The sequence below is a fragment of the Streptomyces sp. NPDC055099 genome (assembly GCF_053607685.1).
The window spans coordinates 590,421-614,396 of sequence record NZ_JBSGUA010000004.1; the positions used below are offsets into that span (position 1 = coordinate 590,421).

Annotated in this window: 23 protein-coding genes; 7 read left to right on the top strand and 16 right to left on the bottom strand. The window is 69.9% G+C overall.

Features of this window, described 5'->3' with window-relative positions; translation table 11 throughout:
- Positions 1–57 precede the first annotated feature (57 nt).
- Positions 58–2,676, bottom strand: a complete 2,619-nt coding sequence (locus ACWFRU_RS14195) for a PA14 domain-containing protein (protein ID WP_453686666.1) — start codon at positions 2,674–2,676, stop codon at positions 58–60.
- Between the two features lie 194 nt (positions 2,677–2,870).
- Here ACWFRU_RS14195 and ACWFRU_RS14200 point away from each other — a divergent pair, with 194 nt between their 5' ends.
- The 5 genes from ACWFRU_RS14200 to ACWFRU_RS14220 all read left to right on the top strand — a co-directional run bounded on the left by ACWFRU_RS14200 (position 2,871) and on the right by ACWFRU_RS14220 (position 8,654).
- Positions 2,871–3,884 carry a LacI family DNA-binding transcriptional regulator gene (locus ACWFRU_RS14200; protein ID WP_453686668.1) on the top strand — a complete coding sequence of 338 codons (1,014 nt, stop codon included), beginning with the start codon at positions 2,871–2,873 and terminating at the stop codon, positions 3,882–3,884.
- Positions 3,885–4,039: 155 nt separating this feature from the next.
- Positions 4,040–5,137, top strand: a complete 1,098-nt coding sequence (locus tag ACWFRU_RS14205) for an ABC transporter substrate-binding protein (protein ID WP_451209029.1) — start codon at positions 4,040–4,042, stop codon at positions 5,135–5,137.
- 1 nt (position 5,138) lies between these two features.
- The gene (locus ACWFRU_RS14210; RefSeq protein ID WP_453686671.1) at positions 5,139–6,668 is read left to right on the top strand and encodes a sugar ABC transporter ATP-binding protein; all 1,530 of its coding nucleotides are present in this window, start codon (positions 5,139–5,141) and stop codon (positions 6,666–6,668) included.
- Positions 6,661–7,635, top strand: coding sequence for an ABC transporter permease (locus ACWFRU_RS14215; RefSeq protein ID WP_453686672.1), 975 nt, complete (start codon positions 6,661–6,663; stop codon positions 7,633–7,635). The genes ACWFRU_RS14210 and ACWFRU_RS14215 overlap by 8 nt, the downstream gene beginning before the upstream one ends.
- 29 nt (positions 7,636–7,664) lie before the next feature.
- Positions 7,665–8,654, top strand: a complete 990-nt coding sequence (locus tag ACWFRU_RS14220; protein ID WP_453686813.1) for an ABC transporter permease — start codon at positions 7,665–7,667, stop codon at positions 8,652–8,654.
- 21 nt (positions 8,655–8,675) lie between these two features.
- On the opposite strand, the gene glgC is transcribed toward ACWFRU_RS14220, so the two are convergent.
- From glgC to ACWFRU_RS14240, 4 genes are read right to left on the bottom strand one after another with little or no spacing between them, the layout of a single operon-like run.
- Positions 8,676–9,896: a glucose-1-phosphate adenylyltransferase gene (glgC, locus tag ACWFRU_RS14225; RefSeq protein WP_453686674.1), complete on the bottom strand. Its 1,221-nt coding sequence runs from the start codon at positions 9,894–9,896 to the stop codon at positions 8,676–8,678.
- 22 nt (positions 9,897–9,918) lie between these two features.
- Positions 9,919–11,085 (bottom strand): glycogen synthase, encoded by a 1,167-nt coding sequence (gene glgA / locus ACWFRU_RS14230; protein WP_453686676.1) that lies wholly within the window; start codon positions 11,083–11,085, stop codon positions 9,919–9,921.
- Between the two features lie 51 nt (positions 11,086–11,136).
- Positions 11,137–11,877, bottom strand: coding sequence for a (2Fe-2S)-binding protein (locus tag ACWFRU_RS14235; RefSeq protein WP_453686678.1), 741 nt, complete (start codon positions 11,875–11,877; stop codon positions 11,137–11,139).
- Positions 11,878–11,888: 11 nt separating this feature from the next.
- The gene (locus ACWFRU_RS14240) at positions 11,889–12,626 is read right to left on the bottom strand and encodes a class I SAM-dependent methyltransferase (RefSeq protein ID WP_453686679.1); all 738 of its coding nucleotides are present in this window, start codon (positions 12,624–12,626) and stop codon (positions 11,889–11,891) included.
- Between the two features lie 263 nt (positions 12,627–12,889).
- Here ACWFRU_RS14240 and ACWFRU_RS14245 point away from each other — a divergent pair, with 263 nt between their 5' ends.
- On the top strand, positions 12,890–13,912 hold the full coding sequence (locus ACWFRU_RS14245) for a DMT family transporter (protein ID WP_453686681.1): 1,023 nt from the start codon (positions 12,890–12,892) through the stop codon (positions 13,910–13,912).
- Positions 13,913–14,001: 89 nt separating this feature from the next.
- Here ACWFRU_RS14245 and ACWFRU_RS14250 read toward each other — a convergent pair whose 3' ends face one another.
- Positions 14,002–15,201, bottom strand: coding sequence for a transglycosylase family protein (locus tag ACWFRU_RS14250; protein ID WP_453686683.1), 1,200 nt, complete (start codon positions 15,199–15,201; stop codon positions 14,002–14,004).
- Between the two features lie 115 nt (positions 15,202–15,316).
- Positions 15,317–16,288: an acetylxylan esterase gene (locus ACWFRU_RS14255; RefSeq protein WP_453686685.1), complete on the bottom strand. Its 972-nt coding sequence runs from the start codon at positions 16,286–16,288 to the stop codon at positions 15,317–15,319.
- A 98-nt stretch (positions 16,289–16,386) separates the two neighbouring features.
- On the opposite strand from ACWFRU_RS14255, the gene gndA reads away from it, so the two are divergent.
- Entirely contained in the window at positions 16,387–17,829 is a 1,443-nt protein-coding gene (gene gndA / locus ACWFRU_RS14260; protein ID WP_453686687.1) for an NADP-dependent phosphogluconate dehydrogenase, read from the top strand.
- 60 nt (positions 17,830–17,889) lie between these two features.
- Here gndA and ACWFRU_RS14265 read toward each other — a convergent pair whose 3' ends face one another.
- The 9 genes from ACWFRU_RS14265 to ACWFRU_RS14305 form a co-directional block, all read right to left on the bottom strand.
- A complete protein-coding gene (locus ACWFRU_RS14265) occupies positions 17,890–18,084 on the bottom strand; it encodes a hypothetical protein (protein WP_453686689.1) in 195 nt (64 codons plus the stop codon).
- A 102-nt stretch (positions 18,085–18,186) separates the two neighbouring features.
- Positions 18,187–18,627, bottom strand: a complete 441-nt coding sequence (locus tag ACWFRU_RS14270) for a nitroreductase family deazaflavin-dependent oxidoreductase (RefSeq protein WP_453686691.1) — start codon at positions 18,625–18,627, stop codon at positions 18,187–18,189.
- A gap of 72 nt (positions 18,628–18,699) precedes the next feature.
- On the bottom strand, positions 18,700–19,356 hold the full coding sequence (locus ACWFRU_RS14275) for an aspartate/glutamate racemase family protein (RefSeq protein WP_453686693.1): 657 nt from the start codon (positions 19,354–19,356) through the stop codon (positions 18,700–18,702).
- Complete coding sequence (locus ACWFRU_RS14280; protein ID WP_453686695.1) at positions 19,353–19,703, bottom strand: GNAT family N-acetyltransferase; 351 nt, start codon at positions 19,701–19,703, stop codon at positions 19,353–19,355. The genes ACWFRU_RS14275 and ACWFRU_RS14280 overlap by 4 nt, the downstream gene beginning before the upstream one ends.
- A 37-nt stretch (positions 19,704–19,740) precedes the next feature.
- Entirely contained in the window at positions 19,741–20,160 is a 420-nt protein-coding gene (panD, locus tag ACWFRU_RS14285) for an aspartate 1-decarboxylase (protein WP_453686697.1), read from the bottom strand.
- Positions 20,161–20,298: 138 nt separating this feature from the next.
- The gene (locus tag ACWFRU_RS14290) at positions 20,299–21,132 is read right to left on the bottom strand and encodes an amino acid ABC transporter ATP-binding protein (protein ID WP_453686699.1); all 834 of its coding nucleotides are present in this window, start codon (positions 21,130–21,132) and stop codon (positions 20,299–20,301) included.
- 5 nt (positions 21,133–21,137) lie between these two features.
- The gene (locus tag ACWFRU_RS14295; protein ID WP_453686701.1) at positions 21,138–21,923 is read right to left on the bottom strand and encodes an amino acid ABC transporter permease; all 786 of its coding nucleotides are present in this window, start codon (positions 21,921–21,923) and stop codon (positions 21,138–21,140) included.
- Positions 21,924–21,964: 41 nt separating this feature from the next.
- Positions 21,965–22,750 carry an ABC transporter substrate-binding protein gene (locus tag ACWFRU_RS14300; RefSeq protein ID WP_453686703.1) on the bottom strand — a complete coding sequence of 262 codons (786 nt, stop codon included), beginning with the start codon at positions 22,748–22,750 and terminating at the stop codon, positions 21,965–21,967.
- A gap of 217 nt (positions 22,751–22,967) precedes the next feature.
- Complete coding sequence (locus ACWFRU_RS14305; RefSeq protein WP_453686705.1) at positions 22,968–23,900, bottom strand: helix-turn-helix domain-containing protein; 933 nt, start codon at positions 23,898–23,900, stop codon at positions 22,968–22,970.
- Between the last annotated feature and the right edge of the window lie 76 nt (positions 23,901–23,976).

A 23,976-nucleotide genomic window follows, 5' to 3' on the forward strand; every position in this document is an offset into this window, starting at 1 on the left:
GATCGTGCCAAGTGGGAGGGGCCGCGTCCACGGGATAAGCGGGTCGAGCGCTGCGGGTCAGGGAGCCGGGCACCCCGCCGGGGCGGGCCGCGACGCGTCGCCGATCAAGGCCTCATGTGCTGCCTTGAGCCGCTTCACGTCGGGCTTGACGACCCTGCGGTCGTACGTCAGCAGACCGTTCAACTCGCCCTCCACATCCGAGATCTGGGTGTAGACGGCGCCGTTGCCGCCCTTGCAGGCGAGCGCGCGCACCTCGTTCAGCTTGGTGAGGTAGTCCTCGGTGTACGTCGCCGGGTCCACGTCGACGTAACTCTGCTGGACGGACCAGGCATGGCCCGGCACCGCGAGTCCGAGACCGCCGTACTCGCCGTTGATCAGCGCCCGTTCGCCGTCGGGCTTGGGCGGCAGCGCGGGGCTCGGATAGCCGTGCTCGTCCATGATGTCGCCGGTGCCGCCGTCGCGCCCGAGGTTGAGGCCCGACATGCCGTTGATCAGGCGGGTCGGGTCCCAGGACTTGGCCTGGGTGGCGATGCGGCCCTCGTCGTACTGGCCCCAGCCCTCGTTGAAGGTGACCCACATGACGATCGAGGGGTGGTTCCAGTGCTCGTCGATCATCTGCTTCATCTCGGACTCGTACTGGGCGCGGGCGGCCGTGCCCGGATTACGGCCCGCGTCCATCGACGGCATGTCCTGCCAGACCATGAGGCCCAGCTTGTCCGCCCAGTAGAACCAGCGGTCGGGCTCCACCTTGATGTGCTTGCGCACGGAGTTGAAGCCCATCTCCTTGTGCATCTTCAGGTCGTACGCGAGCGCCTCGTCGGTCGGCGCCGTGTGCAGGCCGTCCGGCCAGAAGCCCTGGTCGAGCGTGGCCATCAGGAAGGTGGGCTTGCCGTTGAGCATGGTGCGCGGGGTGCCGTTCACCTTCTCCACGGCGACGGTCCGCATCCCGAAGTAGCTCTTGACGCTGTCGCGGCCGACGGTCACCTTCAGGTCGTAGAGGAAGGGCTTGTCCGGCGACCAGAGACGCGGCTCGGCGATCTTCAGCTTGAGCGGGCTGCCCGTGCGTCCGCTCGCCTCCGCGACCTTCTTCTTGCCCTCGTACGCGACCGCCCTGACCGGCACTCCGTCGCGTACGCCCTTGGGCTCGACGGTGACCTGCTTGGCGGCCACGTCGGGCGTGATCTTCAGCGAGTCGGCGTGGTCGGCGGCCACCGGCTCCATCCACACCGTCTGCCAGATGCCGGAGGACGGGGTGTACCAGATGCCGCTGGGGTCGAGGCGCTGCTTGCCGACGGGCGGGTTCTCGCCGTCCTTGGAGTCGGTCGGGTCATAGACGCCGACGATCAGCTCCTGCGTCCTGCCCGGCTTCAGGGCGTCCGTGATGTCGGCGCTGAACTTGTCGTAGCCGCCCTTGTGTTCGGCGACCTTCTTGCCGTTGACGAAGACCTCGGAGTGCCAGTCGACCGCGCCGAAGTTGAGCTTGAGGCGCTTGCCGTCGCCGACCTTCCAGTTTTGCGGGACGGTGAAGGTCCTGCGGTACCACATGCGGTCCTCGTGCCGTTCCAGGCCGGAGAGCTGGGACTCCACGGGGTAGGGGACGAGGATCTTCTCGCCGAGCTGCTTGCCGAACGGGGGCTTCTCGCCGGCCTTCGCCGCGGCGAACTGCCAGGTCCCGTTGAGGTTGCGCCAGGCGTCGCGGGTCAGCTGGGGGCGCGGGTACTCGGGGAGCACGTTGCCCGGCTTCACGTCGTCGGCGAACTTGGTGCGCAGCTGGTGCTCGGAGTGGTTGGGTCCGCTGCTCCAGAAGGCGGCGACCTCCTTGCCGTCGTCGCCCGCCAGGCCGCCCTTGCCGTCGTAGCGGATGTCGGCGGTGCCCTTGGCCGTGCCCGTCTTGTTGCCCACGACGGGTTCCTTGAGGCCCACGAGGAGCGCGCGCGGGTCCTCGGGGTCGGCCTTGATCGTGCCGATGGGCCACTTGGCGCCGCCGATGACCGCCTCGATGTGGTCCGCGAGGCCGTTCGGGGGCGTGCCGAGCTTCTGGGCGAAGTCCAGCTTCAGGGTGCGGCCGTCCTTGAGGACGGTGGCGGAGGTGGCGCCGTCGTACTCGAAGCCGTCGGGGAGGCGGAAGGCCGACTGCGGGACGGCCTTCTTGGTGCCGCCGGGCTCGGTCCAGCGCAGGTGGAGGTTGGAGCCGCCGTAGTGCTCGAAGTACTCGACCTTGATGTCGTAGGCCTTGCCGGCCTCCAACTCGACAGGCTGGGCGGTCTGTTCCTTGTCCCAGTCGTCGACCCAGTGGTCGATGGCGAGCTTGCCGTCGACCCAGAGCCTGAAGCCGTTGTCGCCGATCATGGAGAAGGTGTGCGAGCCGGTCTTCTCCGGGACGACCTTGCCGGTCCAGCGGACGGTGGCGTCGTCGGCCTTGCCGGTGGCGAAGGCCAGGCGCGGGTCGAGGTTGTCGAAGTCGATCTTCTGGTCGAAGCCGGTGGCCTTGAGCTCGTGGAAGTCGAAGGCACCGGGGGCGGACTGGGTGTAGTACTCGCCCTTCAGGCCGTGGATCTCGGGGGGTTCGTCGGCGGCTGTCGCGGCGGGGACCGCGGTGAGTCCGGCGAAGGCGAGGGCGACGGTGAGCAGCAATATCAGTCGCTGCCTGACGCGTCTGGGTCGGGTGGGGCGCACAGATCCTCCGTAGCTCGAAGCGGTGCTTGAAGACTGAGGAAGGGGGTGGCGGCTGACCGCCGCAGTCTGTACAACGAATCTGTACAACGTTGGAAGGAACGGCAGTTGGCATGACAGCACGCTCTCCGGCGCGCTGTCCAGGGTCATGACAAACACCCCAGGACAGGGGTGCACCTCTACGCAGGGAGCTGCTCGTGCGGGTTAGCCTCAAGGACGTCGCGGAGCGCGCGGGCGTCTCCATCAAGACCGTCTCGAACGTGGTGAACAAATATCAGCACGTCACCCCGGCGATGCGGGCGCGCGTGCAGGAGGCGATCGACGAGCTGGGCTACCGCCCCAACTTGACGGCGCGTCACCTGCGGAAAGGGCGTACGGGCATCATCGCGCTCGCCGTCCCCGAGCTGGGCAACCCCTACTTCGCCGAGCTGGCGGGCGCGGTCATCGACGCGGCGGCCGAGCACGACTTCACCGTCCTGCTCGACCATACGCGCGGCGACCGCGAGCAGGAGATTCTGGTCAGCCAGGGTTTCCGGGCCCGGGTGATCGACGGTCTGATCATGAGTCCGCTGGAGCTGGAGTCGGCCGACCTGCTCGGCCGCGAGGACGACGTGCCGCTGGTGCTGCTCGGCGAGCGCCAATACGACCTGCCCTACGACCACATCGCGATCGACAACGTGGCCGCGGCCCGCGCCGCGGTACGCCACCTCATCGGCCGCGGCCGCTCCCGGATCGCCTATCTCGGCGCCCGCACGGACTCCGCGAACCGCCCGGCGAACCTGCGGCTCCAGGGCTGGCGCGAGGAGTTGACGCAGGCGGGGATAGCCGCGCCGGACAGCCTGGTGGGTCCGGTCGGCGGCTGGAACCGCTGGGACGGCGCGAAGGCGATGGCCCGGATGCTGGACGCGGGGGTGCGGCCCGACGCGGTGTTCGCGTACAACGACCTGGTGGCGATCGGCGCCATGCGGGTGCTGCACGAGCGGGGTCTGCGGGTGCCGTGGGACGTGGCGGTGGTCGGCTTCGACGACATCGCCGAGGGACAGTTCGGGGCGGTCACGCTGACCACGGTCTCGCCGGACAAACAGGCCATCGCCCGGCTCGCGGTGGCCTCTCTGCTGCGCAGTCTGGAGGGCTCGGGGGCGCCAGAGGGACGCGAACTCACGGCTGAATTCCGCCTGGTGGAGCGGGAAAGCACGCTGGGACGACGCTGAACCGGCGACGCGTCGGCGGCGGTCTCCCCGTGCGCGGAGGGTTTACAGCCCCCTTTCAACGATGTAAAAAGCTCCCCGTACCGCCGAGTTGACCGTAAGAGCCGATCCTCCCGTGAGCGCTCTCAGCGCCGGGGCCGTGCCGTTTTGGGGACTCCATGAAGCCGACCACACGCCTTAGCCGCACCTCAGCCAGGACCCTCCTCGCCGCCGGTCTCGCCGCGAGCCTCGCGCTCGCCACCGGATGCGCCAAGTCCGAGGACGACGGCGACAAGAGCTCCGCGTCACAGGACCAGGGCGACTCCGGGCAGGTCGTCTCGGAACCGAGCGAGGGCAGCGGCCCGACCTGCGCGATAGACGCCTACGGCGGCAAGAAGCTCGACCTCAAGAGCGCCACCGTCGGCTTCTCCCAGTCGGAGAAGGAGGCCAACCCCTTCCGCATCGCGGAGACGGCGTCCATCAAGGCCGAGGCGAAGAAGCGCGGCGTCAAGCTCCTCACCGCGAACGCCCAGTCGCAGTTCTCCAAGCAGATCAGCGACGTGCAGGACCTCATCGCCAAGGGCGCGGACCTGCTGGTCATCGCACCGCTGAACTCCGACGGCTGGGAGCCCGTGCTGCGCTCGGCCTCCGCCAAGCACATCCCGATCATCACCATCGACCGCAAGATCAACGCCAAGGCCTGCAAGGACTACGTCAGCTTCATCGGCTCCGACTTCGTCGAGCAGGGCAAGCGTGCGGCCGATCAGATGATCAAGGCCACGGGCGGCAAGGGCAAGGTCGCGATCCTGCTCGGTTCCGCGGGCAACAACGTCACCACCGAGCGCACCAAGGGCTTCGAGGACCGCGTCAAGGAGAAGGCCCCCGACCTCAAGATCGTCTTCAAGCAGACGGGCGAGTTCGCCCGCGAGAAGGGTCAGTCGGTCACCGAGAACCTCATCCAGTCCAAGCCGGACATCAAGGGGATCTACGCCGAGAACGACGAGATGGGCCTCGGCGCGGTCAACGCCCTCAAGGGCGCGGGCAAGAAGGCCGGTGACGTGAAGATCGTGACGGTCGACGGGACCCGCAACGCCGTGCAGGGCATCGTCGACGGCTGGATCGACGGCGTCATCGAGTCGAACCCGCGCTTCGGCCCGCTGGCCTTCCAGACCCTGGACACCTTCACCAAGGGCACGAAGGTCTCGCAGGACATCGTCATCAAGGACAGCGCGTACACGAAGGACAACGCCAAGGCGGACCTCGGCAAGGCGTACTGAGATGTCCGACGTCCTCTCGGTCACCGGCCTCAGCAAGACGTTCCCGGGCGTACGGGCCCTGGACGGGGTCGACTTCACCGCACGCGCCGGTGAGGTGCACGCCCTGATCGGCGAGAACGGCGCGGGCAAGTCCACGCTGATCAAGGTCCTGACGGGCGTGTACGCACCGGACGCCGGCGCACTCACGTACAACGAGCGACAGGTCGCGTTCGCCACGCCCCTGGAGGCACAGCACGCGGGCATCTCCACCATCTACCAGGAGGTCAACCTCGTCCCCCTGATGAGCGTGGCCCGCAATCTCTTCCTCGGCCGCGAGCCTCGCGGCCGGCTCGGCCTCATCGACTTCCGCCGCATGCACCGCGAGGCGGACGAGGGCCTGCGGCGGCTCGGCATCCGGGTGGACGTGCGCCGCCCGCTGCGCGAACTGGGCGTCGGCACGCAGCAGATGGTGGCCCTGGCCCGAGCGGTCTCGGTCGACGCGCAGGTCGTCATCATGGACGAACCCACGTCGTCGCTCGAACCGCGCGAGGTCCAGACCCTGTTCGGCGTCATCCGCATGCTGCGGGACCGCGGCATCGCGGTGATCTACGTCAGCCACCGTCTGGAGGAGCTCTACGAGGTGTGCGACACGGTCACCGTGCTGCGCGACGGCAAGCTGGTGCACACGGGACCCATCGCGGAACTCGACAGGCTGCGCCTCGTCTCGCTGATGCTGGGGCGCGAGGTCGGGGAAGTACGCGAGGAGGGCGTCACCAAATTCTCCGGCGAGCACGCCCCGGAGGCCGAACCGGTGCTTCAGGCAAGCGACCTGACGATGCGCCACCACCTGCACGGCGTCTCGGTCGAGATCCGGCCCGGCGAAGTGGTGGGGCTGGGCGGCCTGCTCGGCTCGGGGCGCAGCGAGACGGCCAAGGCCATCGCGGGAGCGCTGCCGCCCGACTCCGGACGCGTGGTGGTGGCGGGTGACACGGTCCGCACCGGCTCGCCGCCCGCCGCCATCCGCGCCGGCATCAGCCTGCTCCCCGAGGACCGCAAGGCCGAGGGAATCGTCCCCGGCCTCTCCGTCCGCGAGAACATCGCACTCGCCGCACTCCCCCGCCTCTCCCGCCTCGGCCTGGTGAACGAGGCGGCGATCGACAGAATCGTGGACGCGTTCATGACGCGCCTGCGCATCAAGGCGTCGGGCCCGAACCAGAAGGTGGGCGAACTGTCCGGCGGCAACCAGCAGAAGGTCCTCCTGGCCCGCTGGCTGGCGATGAACCCGAAGGTCCTGCTCCTCGACGAACCCACCCGCGGCATAGACATCGGCGCCAAGGCCGAAGTCCAGAAGCTGATCGACGAACTGGCCGACGACGGCCTCGCGGTCCTCCTCATCTCCTCCGACATGGAGGAACTCATCGAGGGCTCCGACCGGGTCGTCGTCCTCAAGGACGGCACGGTGGTCGAGGAACTGACGGGCTCCGACGTCACGGAGGACGCCCTCATGCGAGCGATAGCCACCACCGGAGGTCCCGGAGACCAACATGACTGACCTCGCCACGGACGCCGTCGGCACGAAAGCACCCGCCGACCGCGAGCGCGTCCTGCGCTACCTCCAGAACTACGGCGTCTACCTCGGCGTAGCCGTCCTCCTCATCCTGAATATCGCCCTCACCCCGCACTTCCTGTCCGCCGAGAACTTCCGCACGCAGGCCGTCCAGGTCGCCCCCGTCCTCATCGTCGCCCTGGGCATGGCCCTGGCCATCGGCAGCGAGGGCGTGGACCTCTCCGTCGGCTCGGTCATGGCGCTCTCCACGTCCCTGCTCTCCCTCTACCTGGGCTACGGGACATGGGTCGCGATCATCGTCGCGCTCATCGGCGGCGCGGCCATCGGCGTCGCGAACGGCTCCCTCATCGCGTTCATCGGCGTCCAACCCATTGTCGCCACCCTGGCGTTGATGGTCGCGGCCCGCGGGCTCGCCCTCGTGCTCCTGCCCCAGCTCAAGGACGTACGCGACCCGACCATGGCCTCGCTCGGCTCCGGTGACGTCCTGGGCATCCCCTACCTCGTCCTGATCGCGGCGGCTCTCGCGCTCATCGTGGCCTTCGTCGTCCGGCGTACCACTTTCGGGCGCCAGCTCCTCGCCATCGGCGACAGCCGCCCGGCCGCGCGCCTCGCGGGACTCCCCGTACGACGCGTCCTGATCCTCGTGTACGTCTGCTCCGGCGTCCTCGCCGCCATCGCGGGCGTCCTGGCGACGGCACGCCTGACCGCCAGCGACCCCACCTCGCTCGGCAACCTGATGGAACTGTCCGCGATCACCGCCGTCGTGGTCGGCGGCACCCCGCTCAGCGGCGGTCGCGTACGGATCGGCGGCACCGTCGCGGGCGCCGTACTCATCCAGTTGCTCACCGCCACGCTCATCAAGCACGATCTGCCGCCCTCCTGGACACAGATCGCCCAGGCGGTAGTGATCATTCTCGCCGTCTACGCGGCACGGGAGAGGGGCAAGCGGTGACCGGCACCGTCCTATCCGAGGCCAAGCCCATGAAGAAGCCCGAGGACGAGGAGACCGGAGCAACCCGCTCCGAGCGCGTCAGCGCACTCGCCCAGCAGCACGGCGCCCTGGTCACCCTGGTGGTCGCCGTGATCGCGGCCTCGCTCAGCTTCGACACGTTCCTGACCGGCGACAACCTGGAGAACATGGCGGTCTCCTCCGCCTTCCTCGCGGTCGTCGCCCTCGGCATGACCTTCGTGATCATCACCGGCGGCATCGACCTCTCCGTCGGGTCCCTGTTCGCCCTCGGCGGCGTCCTGGCGGCCTGGGGATCGCAGTACGGGACGGCGGTGGCGCTGCTCCTGCCGCTGGCCGTATGCGGACTCATCGGCCTCGTCAACGGCCTCCTCATCGCCCGCTCACGCCTGGCCCCCTTCATCGTGACACTGGCCGCGATGCTGGGTGCGCGCGGCATCCTCCTTTCCATCACCGACGAGGGCTCCAAGACCTACCTCGTCGACAAGGACTCGTTCTTCGCGACGCTCGGCCAGGGCAAGTTCCTCGGCATCGGCGCGCCGGTCTGGATCACCCTCGCCCTCTTCGTCGCCGGCGCCGTGATCCTGCGCCGCAGCCGTTTCGGCCAGTACGTGTACGCGGTCGGCGGCAACGAGGACGCGGCGGCCCTCATGGGCGCCCCCGTGGCCCGCACCAAGGTCACCGTCTACACCCTCTCCGGCCTCTGCGCGGGCCTCGCGGGCGCGCTCAACGCGGCCTGGCTGGTCTCGGGCGTCACCATCCTCGGCTCGGGCATGGAACTGGAGGCGATCTCCGCGGTCGTCATCGGCGGCACCCTGCTGACCGGCGGATTCGGCTTCATCAGCGGATCACTCGTCGGCGTGCTGCTCCTGAAGGTCATCCAGAACGTCATCAACCAGATCGGCTCACTCGACTCCGCCTACCAACAGGTGGTCAGCGGCGCTTTCCTGGCACTCGTGGTGATCGCGCAGACGTGGCTGGGGCGCCGTCGCCGGGTGCTGTAGCGGGCACGGACGCGGAGGCGGCTACATGGGCACGATCTGCCCCTTCCCCAGCGCGATCACGCCGCCCTTCGACACCGTGTAGAGCTCCTCGTCCCGCTCGGGGTTGACGCCGATCGTCGCCCCGGGCGGGACGTCCACGTTCTTGTCGAGGACGGCGCCGCGCACCACCGCTCCCCTGCCCACGCGTACGTTGTCGTGCAGGACCGAGCCCTGGACGACGGCCCCGTCCTCGATCGTCACGCCGGGTGAGAGCACGGAGCGTGTGACCTGTCCACGGATGACGCAGCCGGGGCTGACGATGGACTCGCTCGCGATGCCCGCCGCGCAGAACTTGGCCGGTGGCAGGCCGCCCGGGTGGGTGTAGATCGGCCAGCGGCGGTTGTCCAGGTTGAAGACCGGCTGGTCGGAGATCAGGTCCATGTGCGCTTCGTAGTACGCGTCGAGTGTGCCGACGTCACGCCAGTAGCCGTGGTCGCGCGGGGTCTCCCCCGGCACGTGGTTGTCGTCGAAGTCGTAGACCTGGGCCAAGCCGCGCTCGGTGAGCATCGGCAGGATCGAACCGCCCATGTCGTGCTTGGAGTTGTCGTCCTCGGCGTCCTGCTGGATCGCGTCGACGAGGGTCTTCGTGGTGAAGACGTAGTTGCCCATGGAGGCGAACACCTCGTTGGGCGACCCCGGCAGGCCCGGCGGGTCGGTGGGCTTCTCCAGGAAGCGGTCGACGCGCGTGCCGTCCCGCGCGGGCGTGATGATGCCGAAGGAGGACGCCTCCGAGCGCGGTACCTTGATCCCCGCGACCGTGACCCCGGCGCCGCTCTCGAAGTGCTGGTTGAGCATCTGGCGCGGGTCCATGCGGTAGACGTGGTCGGCCCCGAACACCGCGATGTAGTCCGGCTGTTCGTCGTGGACGAGGTTCAGGGACTGCAGGATCGCGTCGGCGCTGCCCAAGTACCAGCGCGGGCCCAGACGTTGCTGGGCCGGCACCGGGGTGACGTAGTTGCCGAGGAGGCTGGACATGCGCCAGGTGGTGGTGATGTGCCGGTCCAGGGAGTGGGACTTGTACTGGGTCAGCACACAGATCCGCATGACGTCGCCGTTGACGAGATTGGAGAGCACGAAGTCGACGAGGCGGTAGGTGCCGCCGAACGTGACCGCTGGTTTGGCCCGGTCGGCCGTGAGGGGTTGCAGGCGCTTGCCCTCACCGCCCGCCAGGACGATTCCGAGCACCGAAGGTCCACCGCGCATCGCGCCGCCCCCTTAACTGGGATCACTTGGACTCGAGTAACTCCTCGTACACGCGGGTCGTGCGTCGCGCGACCGCGTCCCAGCCGAACTCCTTGACGGCCCGGTCACGTCCGGCGGCGCCCATCCGGGTCGCGGCGCGCGGATCGGTGACCAGTTCGTTCAGGGCTTCCGCGAGCCGCGCCTCGAAGGCCGCCGGCTCCTTCTCCTCGTACGGGACGAGGAGGCCCGTGCTGTGGTCGGCGACGACCTCGGGGATGCCGCCGACGTCCGATGCCACGACCGGGGTGCCACAGGCCATCGCCTCCAGGTTCACGATGCCGAGCGGTTCGTACACCGACGGGCAGACGAACAGGCGCGCGTGTGTGAGGAGTTGGATGATCTGCTGGCGCGGCAGCATCTCCGGGATCCAGTGGACACCCCCGCGGGAACGGCTCAGGTCCTCGAAGAGGGTGCGGAACTCGGCGTCGATCTGCGGGGTGTCGGGCGCTCCGGCGCAGAGCACGAGCTGCGCGGACGGGTCCAACTCCTTGGCCGCGCGCAGCAGATGGGGCACGCCCTTCTGCCGGGTGATGCGTCCGACGAACAGGACGTACGGCCGCTGGGGGTCGATCCCCAGGTGTTCCAGGACGTCCGTCCCGGGTACGGGGCGGTACAGGCTGGTGTCGATGCCGTTGTGGACGACGCGCACCTTCGCCGGGTCGATGCCGGGATAGCAGTCGAGGATGTCGGTCCGCATGCCGCGCGAGACGGCGATCACGGCGTCCGCGGACTCGACGGCGGTGCGCTCGGCCCAGCCGGAGAGGGCGTACCCGCCGCCCAGTTGCTCGGCCTTCCACGGGCGCAGCGGCTCCAGGGAGTGCGCGGTCATGACGTGCGGGATACCGTACAGGAGCTTCCCGATGTGGCCCGCGAGGTTGGCGTACCAGGTGTGGGAGTGGACGAGGTCGCAGCCCGTGAGAGCCGCCGCCATGGAGAGGTCCACGGAGAAGGTGCGCAGGGCGTCGTTGGCGCCGTCGAGCAAGTCCCAGGCCTGGTGGCGCATGGGGCCGTCGGCGGTTGCGCCGCTGCCCCAGCAGTGCACGTCGACATCGACGAGGGCCTCTAACTCCCGTGCGAGGAACTCGACATGGACACCCGCCCCGCCGTAGACATCCGGGGGATATTCCCGGGTGAGCAGTCCTACTCGCACGCAGAACCTCCGTCCGTCCACCCCAGCCGCCGGTCGTCCGCCCCCTCATGGTCACCCAGAAGCGCCCGGTGGGGAAGAGGCCCGCACCGACCTCCGGGGCGGGCGGTCGAAGCAGCAGTCCCCGCACAGTCCGCCGCCCGGGCACCGGTAGTAGAGACAGCAGCTGCGGCGGCGGAACGCCGTGCCGCGCAGTGTTCCGGTGCCGCGCAGGTCGGGATGGACGAAGAGTTCGACGGCCAGAGCCCGTGCCCGCTCCCCCGCGTCGGCACGTCCCGTGCGGCGCGCCCAGGTGCCCAGTTCACGGGCCGCGCCGGCGAGCGCGGAGCCCGCGTTGCCCCACAGCAGGGCTGCGGAAATCCGGTACCGCGTGCGCAAGGCGTCAGCCAGCGGAGCCAGATGGGCGTGCTGCACGACGTCCCGGATGGTCGCCGCATCCCCCGGCCGCGTCCGCACCTCGGCCAGCCACAGGTCGTCGGGGGAGCTGCCGTCCGCGTCCCAGTGCAGCCGCCCCGGATCGAGGTCGGGCACCTCGCCGTGGAGCGCGGCCGAGCCGAGCGCCACGGACCACAGCCGCGCCGCGAGCCCGAGCTGCGCCACGGACACCGCTACGCGCGCGTCGGGCGCCCCGAGCTTGGCGGCGACCTTGTCGACGCGGAACGCGAGGGGGCCGTCGTCCCCCGCGTACAGCCGTGCCAGGGGCGTCACTTGGGGCCCCGCGGGCGGTGCGCCCGTGCGCAGGGCGAAGAATCCGCCGACGGAGCCGACTTCGGTCAGGTCGAGAGGGGCAGTCACGGCAGCAGAGCTTAGGCGTCCCGCCGGAACAGCGCCGTCCACAGGAAGGGCTCACCGAAGCGCGGGGAGTCGGCGGGCTCGTCGCGCATGCGGCGCAGTTCGACCTCCGTCAGCTCTGAGAAGATCCAGCGCAGGGACTCGGGCGTGTAGGCGAGGCCGCCCTGGAGCCCGGACGCGCGGTAGAAGTCCGCGTCGGGCAGTTCGGAGCCGGAACCCGCTTCACCGGCGGCGAAGGCGGTGAGGGCGAGGTGGCCGCCGGGGGCAAGCGCGCGGTCGAGCAGGGAGCGATAGCTGACGCGGCGGTGGGGCGGCAGGTGGTGGAAACAGCCCGAGTCATGGATCAGGTCGTACGGGCCGCGCAGTTCACTCTCGCAGAGCACGAAGGCGTCGCCGCGGTGGAAGCGGATGTCCGCCCCGGCCTCGCGGGCCCGCTCCTCGGCCCAGTCCACGGCTGCCGGGGAGAGGTCGACGGCGTCCACCTGGAACCCCAGGGAGGCCAGATACAGGGAGTTGCGGCCGGGACCGCAGCCCAGATCGAGGGCGCGCCCCGGGGTGACGAGCCCACGCTCGACGTACGAGGCCAGGTTCTCGTCCGGCTTCGCCACGAAGAACGGCACCGGCCGGTCACGGTCGGTGTAGAAGCCGTCCCACCAGGTCGCCGCGTCGGCGGTCCAGCGGTCGGCTTCCGGCGCGAACAGGCCGTCCATGAGCTTCAGGACGTCGTCGACGGTACGTATGTGCCGGTGCATCCGGACCCCTTTCCACGAGGACCGAGGATATGACCTCGCAAGAATTTTCGAGATTTCGGATGATCCACCGAACCATCGCGTAACCCACCCGGGGGAGGACATCTCTCGGGTCGTACTCCATCGGCAGTAGGACCCAATGCCTGCTGAGGTACGACGACGTGGAGCGAAATTCGCGAGATCGTGGTGGGTATGGAAGCCGACCGTTCGCCGCGCCGGACGCCCCGGGCCCACCAGGGGGCGCAACGCAAGCCGTGGAGCACCTCATGAGTGCCCTCACGCTCGCCGTGCTGCTCTCCCTCGTGTCCGCCGTGGCGTACGCGGGCGGGGCCATTCTGCAGGAGCGCGTCGCCGTCAGCATGCCGGAGCGGCGGTACGCACCGCTGCGCCGCGGCGTCTGGTGGGTCGCCATCGCGCTGAACGGCCTGGGTGCGCTCCTGCACGTGGTGGCGCTCGCGTACGGGCCGCTGAGTCTGGTGCAGCCGCTCGGCGCCCTCACCATCGTCTTCGCGCTGCCGATGGCCGCGCTCTTCGTGCGCCGCAAGGCGGGGGCCACCGCGTGGCGCGGGGCGATCATGGCGACTGTGGGTCTGGCCGGGCTGCTCTCGCTGACGCAGTCGGCGGACGCGCAGTCCCTGGACGGCACCGAGCGGATCATGGTGGCGCTGATGACCGCGGGCGCCGTGGTGACGCTCATGGTCGTGGCGCACGCGGTGCACCGCCATCCGGTGGTGCGCAGTGTGCTGCTCGCCAGCGCGGCGGGCGTCGCCTTCGGCATCGCCTCGGTGTTCACCAAGACGGTGGCGGTGGACCTGGACGCGGGCGTCCCACTGGCACAGCAGGTGCCGAGCCTCGCCGTGATCGCCGTCCTGGCCGGTGCCGGTGTCCTGATCTCGCAGGCCTCCTACCGCGGCGCGGGCCTCGCGGCCCCGCTGTCGACCGTGACGGTCGTGAACCCCGTCGTGGCCGCCGCGGTGGGCCTCACGCTCTTCGGCGAATCGTTCCGCTACGGCTCGGCGGGCACGGCCGTCGCCCTGGGCTTCGGAGTCGTCGCGGCCGGCGGTCTGATCCTGCTGACCACGGAGCGGATCGGCGCGGCGCAGGGTGCGGCGGCCTCGACGGTCCAGGTGGCCAAGGGCGGCCCTGTGGCGGCGGACGCCGTGGCTCCCCGGAAGCGGCCCCAGGAGCGGGCGCACGAGCTGCCCGCGGTGCCCTCCCAGCCCGCGGCCGGACCGCACCGGCGAGTGCTGTTCCGCCATGGCCACGGCCGTGAACGCATCGGCTTCTGAGGCCACCCGCCAAGGCGCCTCACGCACGTCCCGAAGCCCCTGGGAAGAGAGATTCCCAGGGGCTTCGATCGTTCGCGCAGGGCTCCGCGTCAGATCCGGACGCCGCCCGCCCGCAGATACGCCAGCGGATCGACGTCGGAGCCGAAGCCGGGTCCCGTACGGATCTCGAAGTGCAGGTGTGGTCCCGTGCTGTTGCCGGTGGACCCCGAGCGCGCGATGCGCTGCCCCGCGCCCACCTTCTGCCCGGCCTTCACGGTGAGCGCCGAGAGATGGCCGTACTGGGAGTACTTGCCGTCGCCGTGCCGGATCACCACTTCGTAGCCGTACGAGCCGCCCCAGCCGGACGACACGACCGTGCCCGCGGCGACGGCCTTCACGGACGTCCCGGTGGCCACGGGGAAGTCCACACCCGTGTGATAGCCCTTCGACCAGGAGCCGCCCGCGGCGCGGTAGGGGGTGCTGGGCGAGGCGGCCACGGGTGCGGACATGCCCTGCGTGGCCTGGGCGGGCTTCGCCTTCTTCGGCTCGGCCTTCTGGGCCTGGGGCTTCGGCTTCGGTTCGGCCTTGGGCTCGGCCCGCTGCTTGGGCTGCGTACGCGGCTTCGGCGCGGCCTGCGCCTTCTGGCCCTTCTTCTGCGCCTGCATGGCGAGCCGCTGGCCCGGCGTGATCAGGTCGGGGTCGGCGCCGATCGTCGAGCGGTTGGCCTCGTACAGCTGCCGCCAGCCGCCGCTCACCCGGCGCTCGTCGGCGATCCCGGAGAGCGTGTCACCGCGCACGACGGTGTACATCTGGCCGCGGCCCGCGGTGGACTGCGGGGTCACCTCCGGCTTGACGTCCTTGACCTCACGCTGCGGGGCCTTCGCCGCGGCCTTCTTGGGCGCGCTCATCGGCGTGATGTCCGGCGCGTCACCGCCCCGCGTCAGGCCCGCCCGCTCCGAGCAGACCGGCCAGGCCTGCGGCCCCTGCGCCTTGAGGACCTTCTCGGCGACGGCTATCTGCTGGTGCTTGGTGGCGCGGTCGGCGCGCGGGGCGTAGGCGGTGCCGCCGTACGCCTCCCAGGTCGACTGCTTGAACTGGAGACCGCCGTAGTAGCCGTTGCCGGTGTTGATGCTCCAGTTGTTGGTGGACTCGCAGGCGGCGACCTTGTTCCAGGTGTCGACGTCGGCAGCCTCCGCCGTGCCCGTACCGATCAGCGGCAGCGCCATCCCGGCGCCGCCCGCCGTGACGGTCAGCGAAGCTCGGTTGATCCGGTTCGGCTGGTACCGGCGGTGCCGACCGCGTACGGCCATGAGAGCTCCCTCAGTCACACACATCACAGTCACGTCGGACACACGACAAGGCGGCAAGTTAGCCGCTCCGACCGAGGCGTGACAAGGGCGCGCGACCGAGGGAGCGCACCACCGGTCAGCCCTTCAAGTGCTCCGGGAGCCAACGGAGTTGGACACTTTGCTGGTAGGGGCCACCGCCCTCATGATCGTTGAAGGAGTACACCTCCATCGAACGTTCCGCCCCCGCGTAGGCGTTGTGGGCGGCGAAGACGGTCGACGGCGGGCACGTCATGTCCTCAAGGGCCGCGGAGAAGAGCGCGGGCGCCGTGCCCCGCGCCGCGAAGTGCACGCCGTCGAAGTAGGCGAGCGTACGGAAGACGCGCTCCTCGACGCCGCGCTTCGCCTTCATGTAGAGCGCGATCTCCCGGTAGGGCGGCCGGTCGGTGAGCGTCGTGGCGCGCGGGAAGTCGCACAGGAACGGCACGTCGACCGCGATCGCCGCCAGATCCGGGACGAGTCCGCCGACGGCGAGGGTGATCCCTCCGCCCTGGCTGCCGCCGACCGCCGCGATGCGCGAGGAGTCCACCAGCGGGTGCGCGCGGGCCGCCTCGACCGCCCGCACGCCGTCGGTGAAGACACGCCGGTAGTAGTACTCGTGGGGGTCCTCGATGCCGCGCGTCATGTAGCCGGGGTAGGCGGGCCCGCTGCCGACCGGGTCGGGGGTGTCGCCCGCCGAACCGCCGCTGCCCTGCCCCCGGGTGTCCATCACGAAGTGCGCGAAGCCCGCGGCCGACCACAGCAGGCGCTCGTGCGGGAGGCCGCGGCCGCCGCCGTACCCGATGTACTCGACGACGGCGGGCAGCGGCTCGGTCGTCCCGGCGGGCAGTATCAGCCACCCCTTGACCAGGTGACCGCCGAACCCGGCGAACGTCACGTCGAAGACGTCGACGGTGTTCAGGTGCGCGTCGACGGGAGTGAAGCGGGCGTCCAGGTCGTGCTCGCGTGCGGCCGAAAGGGTCTTCTCCCAGAACGGGTCGAAGTCCTCGGGCTCGGTCACCTCGGGCCGGTAGCGGCGCAGTTCGTCGAGCGGCATGTCGAAATGGGGCACGGGCGGCTCCTTCGTCGGACACAGTGTCGGAATGTCACGCTACGCCGCGGGGCAATACTGGCGAACACAGGCGGCACTTCCACCTCAGGAGCCACGGCATGAGCAGCACGTCAGCCCAGATCGGTGTCACGGGCCTCGCGGTCATGGGGCGCAATCTGGCCCGCAACTTCGCACGCAACGGTTACACCGTCGCCCTGCACAACCGCACGGCGGCCAAGACGCACGCGCTGGTCGAGGAGTTCGGCGACGAGGGCGAGTTCATCGCCACCGAGACCGCCAAGGAGTTCGTGGCGGCGCTCGAACGCCCGCGCCGCCTCGTGATCATGGTGAAGGCCGGCGAGCCCACGGACGCCGTCATCAAGGAGTTCGCGCCGCTCATGGAGCCGGGCGACATGATCATCGACGGGGGCAACGCGCACTTCGCCGACACCCGGCGCCGCGAGCGTGAACTGCGCGAGCAGGACATCCACTTCGTCGGTACGGGCGTCTCCGGCGGCGAGGAGGGCGCGCTGCTCGGCCCGAGCATCATGCCGGGCGGCTCCGCCGAGTCGTACGCCTCGCTGGGCCCGATGCTGGAGAAGATCTCGGCGAAGGCGAAGGACGGGTCGCCGTGCGTCACCCATGTCGGCCCGGACGGCGCGGGGCACTTCGTGAAGATGGTGCACAACGGCATCGAGTACGCGGACATGCAGCTGATCGCCGAGGCGTATCAACTGCTGCGCGATGTGGCGGGCTACTCCCCCGCTCGGATCGCCGACATCTTCCGCACCTGGAACACCGGCCGCCTCGACTCCTATCTGATCGAGATCACGGCGGAGGTCCTCAAGCACGTGGACGCCGCGACCGGTGAGCCGTTCGTGGACGTGGTCCAGGACCAGGCCGAGCAGAAGGGCACCGGCCGCTGGACGGTGCAGATCGCCCTCGATCTGGGCGTCCCGGTCTCGGGGATCGCGGAGGCGGTGTTCGCACGGTCGCTTTCCGGCCACTCCGAACTGCGGGCGGCGTCCAAGGACTTGGCGGGACCGACCGCCCGCCCGCTGGACGAGGCCGAGGCGAGCGCCTTCGCCGACCAGGTCGAGCAGGCACTGTACGCATCGAAGATCGTGTCGTACACGCAGGGCTTCCACGAGGTCGCCGCGGGCAGCGAGGAGTACGGCTGGGACATCGACCTGGGCGCGGTCGCCGCCATCTGGCGCGGCGGCTGCATCATCCGCGCCGCCTTCCTGGACCGCATCCGCGCCGCGTACGACACGCGCGCGGACCTGCCGAGCCTGCTGTCGGACAAGACGTTCGCGCAGGAGATCGGCGCGGCCCAGGACGACTGGCGCGCGGTCCTGGTCGCGGCCACCCGGCAGGGCGTCCCCACGCCGGGCTTCTCGGCGGCCCTCGCGTACTACGACGCGCTGCGCGCGGACCGGCTGCCGGCCGCGCTCACGCAAGGGCAGCGGGACTTCTTCGGGGCGCACACCTACCGGCGTACGGACCGCGAGGGTTCGTTCCACACGCTGTGGGGCGGGGACCGCTCGGAGGTACAGGCCTAAAACCTGTCCCCTCCGGCGGCCTCCCTGCCTGCTCTCGGCCTGCCTGTTCTCTGCCTGCCGTCAGACCGGCTTCGGCTCCGTCTCGGGCTCCGGTCCCGGCGGCGGGAGCGGGGTCGGCGGCGGGTCCGGCGTGGGGCGCGGCACGGGGCCGGGGCCCGGGCCCGGTGTGGGCCGTTCGGGGTCCGGAAGCGGATTCGGCCCGTTCGGGTCGGGGATCGGGCTCGGCGGCACCGGGTCGGGGTACGGGACGGTCATGTCTCCTCCATCGGGGTCGGAGATCGGTCGTGTCCACTCTCTCCCGCCTCGCGTGCCCACGCCTGCCGAGTCCACGCGTCCTCGCGCCGTCCGACCTCGGTCTCAGGTGCGCCTGAGGCGTACGACGGGGATGTCGCGGTCCGTCTTGGCCTGGTAGTCCGCGTAGAGGGGGAACAGCTCGACGAGGCTCGGCCAGACCCTGGCCTTGTCCTCGGCCGACAGTGTCTCGGCGCGGGCGGCGAACCGCTCCTCGGTGCCGACGCGCAGTCGTACGTCGGGCTCGTCGACGAGGTTGCGGTACCACAGTGGGTGCTCGTCGGCGCCGCCGTTCGAGGCGACGACCAGGTAGTCCTCGCCGTCGCGGCCGTAGATCAGCACGGTGCGGCGCATCTGTCCCGTGCGCCGTCCGCGGTAGTCGAGCAGGAGGCAGGGGACGCCCTGCACCCCGGTGCCCTTGGTGCCACCCGACTCCTCGTACAGCCGGGCCTGCTTGGCCACCCAGCCGGTTGGACTGATCACGGCCTCTTCGTCCTGCTGCGCCATGTCCGCTCCCGTGAAGCGTGCGTGTGAAGTGTCGAGTGGAGGGGTGAGCGATCACCATCTCCCGGCGCCAGCCTACGACTTGGCGCCGACACCACACCGCAGGACGGCCTCGCGCAGACCGGGGCGCGGGCCGGAGATCACCGGTACGGGGAGAGCGGCGCGGTCCGCCGCTTCCGCCATCGACGCCTGGGCGAGGACGACGGAGTCGACGCCGTGCAGGGCGTCGACGGCCTCCACGACCAGACGTACGTGGCCTTCCCTGTCGCCGGCCTCGAACCTCTCCCAGGCGCCGTCCACCAGGACCTCGGTCACGTGGACAGGCCGCCCGGCGCGGGCGGCCTCCTCCTCGACCAGGGCGCGGGTCGGCCCCAAGGTGCTCTCCAGGGTGGCGACGACGGCCACGGAACGCCCCGCGGCCACGGCGGCGGCCGCCATCGGCCGGTCGACGCGTACGAGGGGGACGCCGAGAGCGGCGGCGCGGGCCTCGGTGACGGCGCCGATCGTCGAGCAGGTGCAGAGCACGAGGTCCGCCCCTTCGGCGACGGCCCGCACGAGCACTTCCTGGACGTCGTCGGCCACCGCGTCGGGCCCCTCGGCGCGGGCCCGCGCGAGCAGGTCCGCGTGCACGAGGTGCCGCAGCGCGAGCCCCGGGTGGTCCTGGTCCCGCAGCCCCTCGAAGACGGGGACGTGCACGGGCGAGGTGTGCAGCAGGGCGAGCGTGGCGCTCACCACGCGGCCGGGTCCGACTTCACCTTGTCCAGGGCGGCGCTGACCAGCGCCCCCGAGGCGACGGGCGCCTCGTCGGGGTGCCGCTCGGCCCACTTCACGACGTACGGGCACAGGGGCGCGACGGCGACGCCTTCGCGCGCCGCCAGCGCGTACAGCTCCCTGGCCAGTGATCCCGCGATGCCCTCGCCCTCGTGGGCGGGCACGACTTCGGTGTGCACCGGCACCAGGGCGGACTCGGGCGCGTCCAGCGTGAAGTAGACGATCTGGCCCACGACCTCACCGCCCGCGCGCGCCTCGAGGACGCCGCGCGCCCGGTCGTCGCGGATCTCGATTCCACTGCTGCTCATCGGCTCTCCTGGAGGGCGGGCGCGGGCCGCGCCGGTCTCACACCGCCTGCGGGCTGCGCGCCATGTCCTCGGCGCCCGGCACCGGCGCGGCCGCGTCGTCGCCGAGGGCCACGATGCGGTTGTCCGCGCCGTCGACGTGCACGACCTTGGGTCGCATGGTGCGGGCCTCGGCGTCGTCGACCTGCGCGTAACTGATGATGATCACTCTATCGCCGGGGTGCACGAGGTGCGCGGCCGCTCCGTTGATGCCGATGACGCCGCTGCCGCGTTCGCCCTCGATGGTGTACGTCTCCAGACGGGCGCCGTTGGTGATGTCGACGATGTGCACGAGCTCGCCGGGCAGCAGGTCGGCGGCGTCGAGAAGATCGGCGTCGATGGTGACGGAGCCCACGTAGTGCAGGTTCGCCTGGGTCACCGTGGCGCGGTGGATCTTGGACTTGAACATGGTGCGCAGCATGAGGCACTCCCGGAAGGTGGCTCCCTGCCTGCTTTGTGCAGGTCAAGGGCGTTTCTCACTGTACATCGGCAGGCCTTCGACCCGAAGAGTTTCCCCGTCATCGTGGCAGCCCTCACGTTCCCCTGTCCCGAGGTGCGCTCAGCGGTCCACGCGCTTCTCGTGCGGCCCCGTGTCGGGGACCTCGCCCACCTCCGCCGCCGCGGGATCGAGGACGCGCGCCAGGAACGTGCGGGTCCGCTCGTGCTGCGGGTCGCCCACCACACGTTCGGGCGTGCCCTCCTCGACGATCACTCCGTCGTCCATGAAGACCACCCGGTCGGCGACCTCGCGCGCGAAGCTCATCTCATGGGTGACGACCAGCATCGTCATCCCCTCCTGGGCGAGCGAGCGCATCACCGCGAGTACGTCCCCGACCAGCTCGGGGTCGAGCGCGGAGGTCGGCTCGTCGAAGAGCATCAGCTCGGGGTCCATGGACAGCGCCCGGGCGATCGCGACCCGCTGCTGCTGGCCGCCGGAGAGCTGCGCCGGATAGGACCGCTCCTTGTCCACGAGGCCCACACGCGCGAGGTTGGCCCGCGCGATGCGCTCCGCCTCCTCCTTGCCGCGCCGCAGCACACGGCGCTGCGCGATGGTCAGGTTCTCCAGCGCCGTGAGGTGCGGGAAGAGGTTGAAGGACTGGAAGACCATGCCGATCCGGCGGCGTACGCGATCGATGTCCACATCGGGGTCGGTGACCTCCGTGCCGGCCACCGTCACCGTGCCCGACGTGGGCTCTTCCAGGAGGTTGACGCAGCGCAGCAGGGTCGACTTGCCGGAGCCCGAAGGGCCGATGACGCAGACCACGTCACCGCGCCCGACCGTGAGGTCGATGCCCTTGAGCACCTCCAGATCGCCGAACGACTTGCGCAGCTCGCGCACCTCGATCGACTGGCCCGCGGGCGTGGGCGCGTCGGGTGTCTTGTCCAACTTCATCGTGCTCACCTGGCTTTCGCCGTACGGGCCTCGAGCCGCCGCACCAGATGGCCGAGCGGGAGGGTGATGACGAGATACAGCAGTCCGGCGATCAGGATCGGGGTCAGGCTCTTGTGCTCGTTCAGCGCGTCCCGGCCGAAGTTGGCCAGCTCGAACTGGCCGAGCGAGAGACCGAGCAGATACACCAGCGAGGAGTCCTTGGTGAGCAGGATCAGCTCGTTGGTCAGCGGCGGCAGCACGATCCGGAACGCCTGCGGCATCACGATCGACACCATCGCGCGCCCCGGTGACATGCCCAGCGAACGGGCCGCCTCCGTCTGCCCCTTGGGCACCGCCAGAATGCCCGCGCGGATCGTCTCGGCCATGTAGGCGGCGCCCACCAGGCCCAGGGACAGCATCACCGTGATGTCCATGTCGAGCGCGACCTCGAAGGCCAGCGGCACGCCGAAGCCGAGCGCGATGAACACGAGCAGGGAGGGAATGCCGCGGAAAAACTCGATGTAGGCGATCGCGAGCCAGCGGTACGGAGGCACCGTGGACAGCCGCATCAGTGCGAGGACGATGCCGAGCCCCAGGCCGAATCCGAAGCCGAGCAGCGTGTAGTAGGCGGTGTTGACCAGCGCGGTGGTGATCACCTCGGGGAACAGCGCCTTGGCGATCTCCACGTCGAAGAATGCCTGGCGCAGTGTCCCCCAGTCGGCCACCAGCGCGAACACGGCTATGGCGATGAACAGCACGGCGTACTGGACGCCGCGGAACAGCCGTGCCCGCCGCCGTCGGGACATGGACATACGTGCAGAACTCCTCTGGTCAGCCGTTTGAATGCGTGAGGTCAGCTCTGCGGAGTGGTGCCGAACCACTTCTTGTAGATCTTGTCGTAACTGCCGTCGCTGCGGGCCTGCTTGAGGACCTCGTTGACCTTCTTGCGCAGTGCGTCGTTGCCCGTGCGGAAGCCGACTCCGTACTTCTCGCCGGTGTCGAACTCCGCGGTCACCTCGGTGTCCGGGTTGTCCTTGACGTATTCGAAGAGCACGCCGTTGTCGTTGATGCCCGCGTCGACCTTGCCGGCCTTGACCGCGGTGAGCAGCAAGCCGACGTCCTCGTACTCCACGAGTTCGATGTCGAGGCCCTTGCTCTCCTTCTTGGCGTAGATGCCGCCGGTGGTGGCCTTCTGGTAGCCGAGCTTCTTGCCCTTGAGGTCCTCGAAGGTCTTGTAGGGCTGCCCCTTCTTGGTGATCAGCGCCTGGGTGGCGTTGAAGTAGGGGTCCGAGAAGTCCATGACCTTGTCGCGCTCGTCGGTGATCGTCATGCCCGCCGCGGCCAGGTCGCACTTGCGGATGTTGAAGTCCTGGCCGGTTTCGATGCCCTCGAAGGGTGTGTTGACGATCTCCTGCTCGACCTTCAGTTCCTTGGCGACCAGGTCGACCAGATCCACGTCGAAGCCGACGATCTTGCCGTCCTTCTTCGACTGGAACGGCGGATAGGGCAGATGCGTGCAGGTCTTTATCTTGCCGGACGAGACGAGCTTGATCCCCGAGGCGCCCTTGTCGCCGCCGTCGTCGGACTTGGTGCTGGTGCAGCCCGCCATCAGCAGACCGGCGGCTGCGGTCAGGGCCATGACAGCCCTCGTGGAACGAACGGACTTCGGGGAACGAGCGGACACAGGACCTCCAGGGCAGGCTCGAACCAGGGCGCGAGCGAGATCAACAACGCTGTGTGCTGCGCAAGCTGCGGTGCATCCTGCCACCGGCCAGGGCTCTTGTCCCGCTCTCGGGATTGCGTATGGGTAACACACTCGATCTCCACCGCACCAAATCCCCTATGCGAGCGCCCACTTACTGTGCGTCAGCTCCCGAATCGCAGCGGGCTTCTTCCAGGAGTCCTGTCGCATGCGCGGTCCGCTGGTACAGCACGTAGCGCCCGTCTCGGACCTTGGTGACGAGGCGTGCGCGGTGCAGGGCGCTGAGGTGGTAGGAGACCGTGCCCGGGGCGTATCCGGTCCGGGCGGCGAGTTCCGCGGTGGACCGGGCGGTTTCGAGGTCCGCCAGCAAGGCCGCTCGGGCGTTGCCGACCACTTGCGCGATCTTTCCGGACCTGCGATCCCGGTCGGCCCCGATCCGCTGGGCGGGGTAGTAGAAGACGAACTGCCCAGGGGTGTCGACCTGAATGACGACGGCGGGCCGGCTGAGCACGCTGGGGGTGAGGACCAAGTCCCGGCCGGCGACGTCGATCTCGGCATCCCACGGCTTGGCGAGGGTGATCGCGGCGCCTGCCCAGGCCATGTCGGGGTGGAGCGCTTCGAGCGTCCGGCCCACGCCGTGGGTGGCGATGGCTGTCGCGCGGTGGGCTATGTCCTGGTGGATGATCGAGCGCAGTTCGGGCCACCCATCGGCCAAGGTTTCGCGCCAGAACCGGGCGAGACCGTTGGCGAGACGGCGCTGCATCCGCCCCGACTCCGCGATCCGGCGGGTGGTGGCGAGGAGCGGCCTGTTCCAGTGGGTACGGGTGTGGGTGAAGACCTGGGTTACGAGGTCGTCCTGCGCCACGGCCTCGATGTGCGCGATCTGCTCGTCGATCAGATCGCGGCGCTGTGCGTCCGCTCCTGGCTGAGGGGTGAGCAGGTCGGGCCTGTAGGTGTCGCCGTTGCGCGGCAACAGGTCTACGAGCAGGGCAACGTCGGGATGGGCGAGTGCTGCTCGGGCGAGTGGTCCGGGGTCCCCGAAGACCGGGTGCCGTCCCGACGCGGCGGTGAGCGTCAGCCACGCCATGGACTCCGAAGCAGGGGAAGGCGCCAGCCGTGTCCTGGACACGGTATCGGCGTCTACGCGCAGCGTGAGCACCGCC

Bases quoted from the DNA above. Each gene is read 5' to 3' on its own strand.
- ACWFRU_RS14205 (WP_451209029.1), top strand. From the start codon at position 4,040: ATGAAGCCGACCACACGCCTTAGCCGCACCTCAGCCAGGACCCTCCTC.
- ACWFRU_RS14210 (WP_453686671.1), top strand. From the start codon at position 5,139: ATGTCCGACGTCCTCTCGGTCACCGGCCTCAGCAAGACGTTCCCGGGC.
- ACWFRU_RS14215 (WP_453686672.1), top strand. From the start codon at position 6,661: ATGACTGACCTCGCCACGGACGCCGTCGGCACGAAAGCACCCGCCGAC.
- ACWFRU_RS14220 (WP_453686813.1), top strand. From the start codon at position 7,665: ATGAAGAAGCCCGAGGACGAGGAGACCGGAGCAACCCGCTCCGAGCGC.
- glgC (WP_453686674.1), bottom strand. From the start codon at position 9,896: ATGCGCGGTGGACCTTCGGTGCTCGGAATCGTCCTGGCGGGCGGTGAG.
- ACWFRU_RS14240 (WP_453686679.1), bottom strand. From the start codon at position 12,626: ATGCACCGGCACATACGTACCGTCGACGACGTCCTGAAGCTCATGGAC.
- ACWFRU_RS14245 (WP_453686681.1), top strand. From the start codon at position 12,890: ATGAGTGCCCTCACGCTCGCCGTGCTGCTCTCCCTCGTGTCCGCCGTG.
- ACWFRU_RS14250 (WP_453686683.1), bottom strand. From the start codon at position 15,201: ATGGCCGTACGCGGTCGGCACCGCCGGTACCAGCCGAACCGGATCAAC.
- gndA (WP_453686687.1), top strand. From the start codon at position 16,387: ATGAGCAGCACGTCAGCCCAGATCGGTGTCACGGGCCTCGCGGTCATG.
- ACWFRU_RS14265 (WP_453686689.1), bottom strand. From the start codon at position 18,084: ATGACCGTCCCGTACCCCGACCCGGTGCCGCCGAGCCCGATCCCCGAC.
- ACWFRU_RS14270 (WP_453686691.1), bottom strand. From the start codon at position 18,627: ATGGCGCAGCAGGACGAAGAGGCCGTGATCAGTCCAACCGGCTGGGTG.
- ACWFRU_RS14280 (WP_453686695.1), bottom strand. From the start codon at position 19,703: ATGAGCAGCAGTGGAATCGAGATCCGCGACGACCGGGCGCGCGGCGTC.
- panD (WP_453686697.1), bottom strand. From the start codon at position 20,160: ATGCTGCGCACCATGTTCAAGTCCAAGATCCACCGCGCCACGGTGACC.
- ACWFRU_RS14290 (WP_453686699.1), bottom strand. From the start codon at position 21,132: ATGAAGTTGGACAAGACACCCGACGCGCCCACGCCCGCGGGCCAGTCG.
- ACWFRU_RS14295 (WP_453686701.1), bottom strand. From the start codon at position 21,923: ATGTCCATGTCCCGACGGCGGCGGGCACGGCTGTTCCGCGGCGTCCAG.
- ACWFRU_RS14300 (WP_453686703.1), bottom strand. From the start codon at position 22,750: ATGGCCCTGACCGCAGCCGCCGGTCTGCTGATGGCGGGCTGCACCAGC.
- ACWFRU_RS14305 (WP_453686705.1), bottom strand. From the start codon at position 23,900: ATGGCGTGGCTGACGCTCACCGCCGCGTCGGGACGGCACCCGGTCTTC.